The following is a 7,097-nucleotide window of genomic DNA, read 5'->3' as shown; positions in this document are numbered from 1 at the left end:
GGTGCGGCGCTGGCGCGGGGAGCGGGGCGGCCGGGCGGAGGCCGCGCGCGGACTGGCGCGGCGCTGGGCCGGGGCTGTTGGTGCTCGCGACGGGGGTGGGGCGCCCTCGGCTGCGCTCGGTCGGTCCCTCGACGTCGCTCGGGATGGTCGGGGTGGGGAGAGTCAGGATGGGCGTGGTATGTATCGCGAGAGCCAGAACGACGCCCCAGACGTCGTCGGCGCCTGTCTCGCGCTGGCTTTCCCGGACCGGGTGGCGCGGCGGCGGGGGGTGGACGGGGCGGACTGGGCCTCGGTCGGCGGGCGCGGGTTCCGGCTGGATCCGATGTCGCCGCTGGCGCAGGCCGAATGGCTGGCGGTAGGCGAGGTGCAGGGCGTGGCGGCGGGCGCGCGCATCCTGTCGGCCGCGGCAATCGACCGCGAGACGGTGGAGGCGCTGTTCGGCGATCGGATCGAGACGCGGCGGACCGTGACGTTCGATCCGGCGACGGGCGGGGTCGCGGCGTTGCGCGAGCGGCGGCTGGGCGCGATCCGGCTGGCGTCCGGACCGGACGAGGCGCGCGATCCCGAGGCGGTGGCGACGGCGTTGCTGGAAGGGGTACGCACGCACGGGCTGGACCTGTTGCCGTGGAGCGAGGGTGCGCGCGCGTTGCAGGCACGGGTGGCGCATGCGCGGGCGGCGGGGGGGAAGGGCGCGGCCGATCTGCCCGCGCTGGACGATGCGGCGTTGCTGGCCGGGCTGGACGACTGGCTGCCCCCCTTGCTTGCCGGGCGGCGTCGGCTGGACGGCATGGCGAACACGGCGGTGGAGCAGGCGTTGTCGGCCATGCTGGGTTGGGCGGGGACGCAGCTGCTGGACGGACTTGCGCCCGCGACGTTCCGGTCACCGGCGGGCAGCAGCCATGCGATCGACTATGGCGCGGACGGCGGCCCGGCAGTGACCTTGCGCGTGCAGGCACTGTACGGGCTGGCAGTGCATCCGGTGGCGGCGGGCGTGCCGCTTGTGCTGCGGCTGACGTCGCCGGCCGGGCGGCCGATCCAGACGACGCGCGACCTGCCCGGTTTCTGGGCGGGAAGCTGGACCGCGGTGGCGCGCGAGATGCGCGGGCGATATCCGCGCCATCCCTGGCCGGACGACCCGGCCGCCGCGGACCCGACGCTGCGCACCAAGCGCGCGGATGCGCGGCATGCGGGGCGGTGAGGCGCGGACGAGGGTTGGTTGCGGTGGTGGTCTGAACCGGATGCGGCTGCACCGGCGGGGATGGGGGGCCTGTCCGGTGGACTTTGTGCTTCGATACACGTCCTCGACTGCGCTCGAAATGGACGTGTACCCAGGAGCGTTCAGCCTGAGCGGGACCTTCTCGGACAGGATCACCTGGGGGTCTGTGTGGGACTGAGCCCAGTGCACTCAGGCGATGCGGGCGGGCTTTCAGTACCTTGCCTCTACTCACTCTTGCCCGCGTCCGCCGGGGCGCCCTTGAAGCCCTGCGCGATCACGTACCATTCGGACGAATCCTTGCGGCTGGCGGGCGGCTTGGCATGCTTGACCGTAGTGAACATGCGCTTGAGAAGCGCCACGAGGTCGCTGTCCGCGCCGCCGGCCAGCACCTTTGCCACGAACGCGCCGCCGGGGCGCAGGATTTCGCCCGCAAAGATAGCGGCTGCCTCGACCAGGCCCATGGTGCGGAGATGGTCGGTCTGCGCATGGCCCACGGTGTTGGCCGCCATGTCGGACAGGACGAGGTCCGCCGGGCCGCCGAGGGCGGTGGTGAGCGCGGCGGGGGCGCTGTCGTCCATGAAATCGAGCAGCAGGATCTCGACCCCGTCGATCGGATCGACGGGCAGCAGGTCGATGCCGACGACGGTGGCCTTCGGGCGTTGCTTGCGCACCACCTGTGCCCAGCCGCCGGGCGCGATGCCCAGATCGATCACTCGTTCCGCACCGCGCAGCAGCGCGAAGCGTTCGTCCAGTTCGATCAGCTTGTAGGCCGCGCGGCTGCGATAGCCTTCCGCCTTGGCACGGCGCACATAGGGGTCGTTCAGCTGGCGTTCGAGCCAGCGGGTGGACGCCGCGGTGCGGCCGCGCCCGGTCTTCACGCGGACGCGTCCGCCGGAACCACCGCGGCTCATGGCCGTGCCCTTTCGCGGCCCATCAGGGTGCGCAATATGCCTTCGCGAATGCCGCGGTCGGCGACGCCCAGCCGTTCGGCGGGCCAGATATCGAGGATCGCATCGAGGATCGCGCAGCCGGCGACGACGAGGTCCGCCCGCTCATGACCGATGCAGGCGAGCGTCGCGCGTTCCGACACCGACATGCGCGCCAGCCGAGCACTGATCGCGCGCATCGATTCGGACGGCACGATCAGCCCGTCGATCGCGCGGCGATCATAGGATGGCAGCTTCAGATGGACGCTGGCGAGCGTGGTGACGGTGCCGCTGGTGCCGAGCAGCCGCATCGGCCCCGGCATTCGCGCGCCGATCGCGCCGTGGAAGCCGGCGAACGCATCGGCCACGCGGGCCTTCATCCGATGGTAGGATGCTTGGAGCGCATCCGCATCATGCCCCATGTGCGGATCATTCTCGCTGAGCGAGACGACGCCCCAGGGGGCCGAGAACCAGTCGACGATGCGCGGTTCGCCGGCCGCGGTGTCGAGCAGCACCAGTTCGGTCGACCCGCCGCCGATGTCGAACACGAGCGCGGGGCCGTCGCCGGGTTCGAGCAACGCGTGGCAACCGAGGACGGCGAGCTTTGCTTCGGTTTCCGCCGTGATGACTTCGAGGGCGATACCGGTTTCGCGGTGGACACGAGCGACGAAGTCCGCCCCGTTGGTGGCGCGGCGGCACGCTTCGGTCGCGACCGAGCGGACGAGCGTGACGTGGCGGCGCATCAGCTTGTCCGCACAGATCGACAGGGCCGAGACGGCGCGGTCCATCGCCGCGTCGGACAGCCGGCCGGTGGCGGCGAGCCCTTCGCCCAGCCGCACGACGCGGCTGAACGCATCGACCACGACGAAGCCGTCCTCCTGCGGCCGGGCGATCAGCAGGCGGCAATTGTTGGTGCCGAGATCCAGCGCCGCATAGGTGCCGCGCTGGATACGCGGGGGGGCGGTGCGGGGGTTCGATGCGGACGCGGGCGGTGCGGATGCGGGTGGCGCGCCCTTGGACGGACCGGGCGGCCGGCCGGTGGGTGGGGATGCCGCACGTCCCGGCCGTGCGCCGGGGGACGGCGCGGCCTCTGCGGGGCGGTACGCCATGGATCGGAAACTCTGTCTCGGGGCCGGCGGAGCGAGACGCTGCCGGTGCTTGGGAGCAGCGTAGCGCCGTGGTGTCGTCGACACAAGCCGCGCGGCTAGCGGGTGGCACGCAGGCGACACGCGGAATGGCGGCGATGCGCCGTTGACAGTGACCGGCCGAGCCATTAGGCGGCGGACACGCTGCTGCCCCGTCGTCTAAAGGTAAGACAACGGTTTCTGATACCGTTTATCGTGGTTCGAATCCACGCGGGGCATCCAGCGGCTTTTCCTGACATTCCTGACCATTCCGCCTATGGTGTATGCGCGTGTTTGCGTGCGGATCGCGGCTGTTGACGCTTGCGGTTCGTGATGGTGACCGGGTGAGCCTGTGGGGAGCAGTTGCTGTACCCAGGCCTACGGTCGGGACTGGGTAGCGCGCGTTTCACCTAGGCCCCGGCCTGCGCCGGGGCACGACAATATGGTTTCCGGGATGACCGATCAGGGTGCGTTCGTCAGAAACCGATCGAGACGCGGGCGTAGAGGTAGCGGCCGTTGAAGCCGAAGGGCGATGCGCTGGAATAGGGAATAAAATAGTTGTTCGGGAATGCCGCGCCCTGCGGCAGGCGGGTGGAGTAGACGTCGAAGACGTTGTTCGCACCGACCGCGAGTTCGAGCTTCTTGTAGGGCGTGATGCGCAGTTCGGCGTCGGTGATCCATTTCGGATCGAGCGTCACGTCGGTCGCGGCGGTGGCGCCGGGCGACAGCACCTTGCCGTAGCGGTTGGTGCGCAGCGTCAGGCCGAGCATGTCCTTGTCCCAGTCCAGCCCGAAATTGAGTTTCGTGCGCGGCTGGCCATCCTCCAGCCGGAGCGATTCGGTGCGGCCGAACAGGGTGAGGCCGGACACGGTCGGCAGGACCGCATAGTCGGTGATCTTCGTCTTGTTGTAGTTGAAGCCGGCGGTGAGCGAAACGTTGCCGATATCGAAGCCGAGGTCCGGCACGCGGTAGGTGCCGACGACTTCGACGCCCTGCGTCCGCGTGTCGATGCCGTTGATGAAGAAGCGCGCGGAGGTGATGTTGTTGAAGCCCGCGGCCTGGAGCAGCGTGACGACGCCCGCGCCCTGAAGGTTTTCGGTCACCACGATCCGATCCTTGATCCGGATGTTGTAATAGTCCGCCGTCAGGCTGAACCCGCGAAACGGGGTGAGCGTGACGCCGCCGCCGAGGTTCAGCGATTTTTCCGCATCAAGATCCTGCGACCCGAGCGCGCGGGCGACCGGACTGTCGACGGTGAAGGTGCCGATTTCGACAAGCGTGCCGTTGACGTTGTTGGTCGACGAAGTGGAGAAATATTGCTGTTGCAGGGACGGCGCACGGAAGCCGGTGGAGATGGAGCCGCGCAGCGCGATCCCTTCGACCGGTGCGATGCGGGCGGCCAGCTTGCCGTTCACGGTGTCGCCGAAGTCGGAATAATGTTCGTAGCGGCCCGCGCCCTGGACGGTCAGCCACTCACCGAAATCGGCGTCCGCCTCGACATAGCCGGCGACGCTGTGGCGCGACCGGTCGATGGCGTTGGCGGGGCGGAAGCCGGGGAAGCCCTGCGCGCCGGCGGGCGCGTTGAACGGGGCGACCGCGAACGGGCCGGCGGCGTAGCTTTGCAGGTCGCCGGCGCGGACCTTGTAGTTTTCGCGGCGATATTCGGCACCGGCCGCGATCGAGAAGGATTTGGCGAACGAGACGGCGAGGTCGCGTTGCAGGTCGAGATTGACGACATGCTGGCCGAAACGCGTGCCGCCGGCGTCGAACGTCACCTGGCTGAGCGGGCCGAAGGAAGCGTTGTAGCTTTGCGACACGCCGAAATCGAACGCGTTGTGGCCGTAGACATAGGACAGGTCGTAGTTGAACCCGGCGAGCGCCCCCTTGATGCCGGCGGCGGCGGAATAATCCTCGATCTCGCTGTTGATGAGCGGCAGAAACCCGTCCGCGTAGAAGGGCTGGCACGAACCGCTGGCATAGTTGCAGTTGCGCAGGTCGGACAGCGTACCCGGCCCCGCGGGGCGGCGATAGAATGCGGCGCTGGACCCGTCGCGGATGCCGTAGCTGCCGAAGGTGTAGAATTCGACCGAGGGCGACAGTTCATAGCCGCCGTTGACGAAGAAGTTCATGTCCGACGTGGCTGCATCGCCGAACCGGTGGTTCAGCCGGTTGACGGTGAATTCGCGCGGATCGACGCGCCCGCCGACCAGCGGATATTGCCGCCGCGGATCATAGCCGGCGCGGTTGGTGGCGTTGCGATCCTTATATTCGGCGGTGACGTTCAGATAGCCGCCGGGGCCGACCGGTACGCCGACATTGGTGGCGAGGGTGAGCGTTTCGCCGTCATTTTCCTTGCGGTCGCGCTCCCCATATTGCGGCTGGTAGGTGCCGTCGGCGTTGAGCAGCGGCTGGCCGGCGCTGTTCTGGAGGAGCCCCACGACCTCCGGCACGCCGGCCACGCGGGTGCGGTACTGGCCGTAGGTGACCTGGGCGCGGCCGCCTTCGCGCTTTTTCAGCTGGATGTTTATGACGCCGGCGATCGCGTCGGACCCGTAGAGCGAGGCGGCACCGTCGCGCAGCACCTCGATCCGTTCGATCGCAAGCGGGGGGATGGTGTTGAGATCGACCGCGGCGGACCCGCGACCGACGGAGCCGTTGATGTTGAGCAGCGCGGACGTGTGGCGGCGCTTGCCGTTGATCAGCACCAGCGTCTGATCCGGCGAGAGGCCGCGCAGCGTGGCGGGGCGCAGCACGTCGGTGCCGTCCGTGATCGAGGGTTGCGGGAAGTTGAACGAGGGGACGAGTTGCGACAGGACCTTGGCGGTTTCGGTGTAGCCGGTCTGGCTGATCGCCGCACCGCTGATGACGTCGACCGCGACGGGGCTGTCGGCGATGGTGCGATCGGTGCGGCGGGTGCCGGTGACCACGACGGTGTCGCCGGGATCGGTCGCCTCGACGGGCGCTGCGGCCAGGCTGGGCACATCGGCGGGGCCGGCGACCTGCGCGGCGGCAGCCGTGGTGAACGCGACGAACGAGATCGACGCGGCAAGCGCGGTACGGACGTAGGTCATGGCAGGTGCCCCCTGATGCCTGAAAGATTGTTACGCTTCTATGGCAGGCGAGTGACGCGATGGACCATCCGGAATATCGCGGCCGTACCGTTTCTGTCGCATTGTGCCCGCCGGGCAACACACCGGTCTTTCCGGCACCGATGCCGCGGGCGGCAGGCCGGACCCGGGCAAGATGGTCGACCCGGTTCGCAAAGCGCCGTACACGGACCGGACCATTCGTGCCCGGAGACCTGCCTTGCGCCTTGCCGTCCTGATCGATGCCGACAACGCATCCCCCAACGTGATCGGGCCGCTGCTGTCCGAGGTCGCCGCGCTCGGCACCGCGGTGGTGAAGCGCATCTACGGTGATTTCACGATGCAGAACCTGGCCGGCTGGCGGAACCCGTTGATGGAACATGCGATCCAGCCGATCCAACAGTTCCGCAACACCATCGGCAAGAACGCCAGCGACAGCGCGCTCATCATCGACGCCATGGACCTGTTGCATCAGGGCAGCCTGGACGGGTTCTGCCTGGTGACCAGCGACAGCGATTTCACGCGGCTGGCGACGCGGATCCGCGAAAACGGGCTGACCGTGTTCGGGTTCGGCGAGAAGAAGACGCCCAAGCCGTTCATCACCGCCTGCGACCGGTTCATCTACACCGAACTGTTCCGGCAGAAGGGTGCCGCCGCAGCGGCGATGCCGGTGGGGTCCGCCGCGCCGGCCGCCGCGAAAGCCGCCCCGCGGGCGGAGGTGGCGCGGACCGACGTGGCGCGTGCG

The 7,097-nt window shown here is 68.9% G+C and carries 5 protein-coding genes and 1 tRNA gene; 3 read left to right on the top strand and 3 right to left on the bottom strand.

Annotated features, from left to right (window positions below; all coding sequences use genetic code 11):
• The coding region (locus tag BKY59_RS06645) for an ATP-dependent helicase C-terminal domain-containing protein (protein ID WP_276205485.1) at positions 1-1,198 on the top strand (1,198 nt) is incomplete at its 5' end.
• Between the two features lie 242 nt (positions 1,199-1,440).
• On the opposite strand, the gene BKY59_RS06640 is transcribed toward BKY59_RS06645, so the two are convergent.
• Together BKY59_RS06640 and BKY59_RS06635 are read right to left on the bottom strand one after the other, a co-directional pair.
• Positions 1,441-2,127 (bottom strand): RlmE family RNA methyltransferase, encoded by a 687-nt coding sequence (locus BKY59_RS06640; protein WP_076069917.1) that lies wholly within the window; start codon positions 2,125-2,127, stop codon positions 1,441-1,443.
• Positions 2,124-3,251, bottom strand: a complete 1,128-nt coding sequence (locus BKY59_RS06635) for a Ppx/GppA phosphatase family protein (protein ID WP_076069916.1) — start codon at positions 3,249-3,251, stop codon at positions 2,124-2,126. Before BKY59_RS06635 ends, BKY59_RS06640 begins: the two co-directional genes overlap by 4 nt.
• A gap of 184 nt (positions 3,252-3,435) precedes the next feature.
• On the opposite strand from BKY59_RS06635, the gene BKY59_RS06630 reads away from it, so the two are divergent.
• Positions 3,436-3,509: transfer RNA gene (locus BKY59_RS06630), tRNA-Gln, on the top strand.
• Between the two features lie 233 nt (positions 3,510-3,742).
• Here the strand turns inward: BKY59_RS06630 and BKY59_RS06625 are convergent.
• On the bottom strand, positions 3,743-6,337 hold the full coding sequence (locus BKY59_RS06625) for a TonB-dependent receptor plug domain-containing protein (RefSeq protein ID WP_076069914.1): 2,595 nt from the start codon (positions 6,335-6,337) through the stop codon (positions 3,743-3,745).
• A 235-nt stretch (positions 6,338-6,572) separates the two neighbouring features.
• Here BKY59_RS06625 and BKY59_RS06620 point away from each other — a divergent pair.
• Positions 6,573-7,097, top strand: a 525-nt coding sequence (locus BKY59_RS06620) for an NYN domain-containing protein (protein ID WP_338056516.1), incomplete at its 3' end; no start/stop codon positions are given.

This window comes from Sphingomonas montana (genome assembly GCF_001956315.1).
Classification (GTDB): domain Bacteria; phylum Pseudomonadota; class Alphaproteobacteria; order Sphingomonadales; family Sphingomonadaceae; genus Sphingomonas_R; species Sphingomonas_R montana.
The sequence above is the reverse complement of the archived record's forward strand: the minus strand, read 5'-3'. Positions and strand labels throughout refer to the sequence as shown.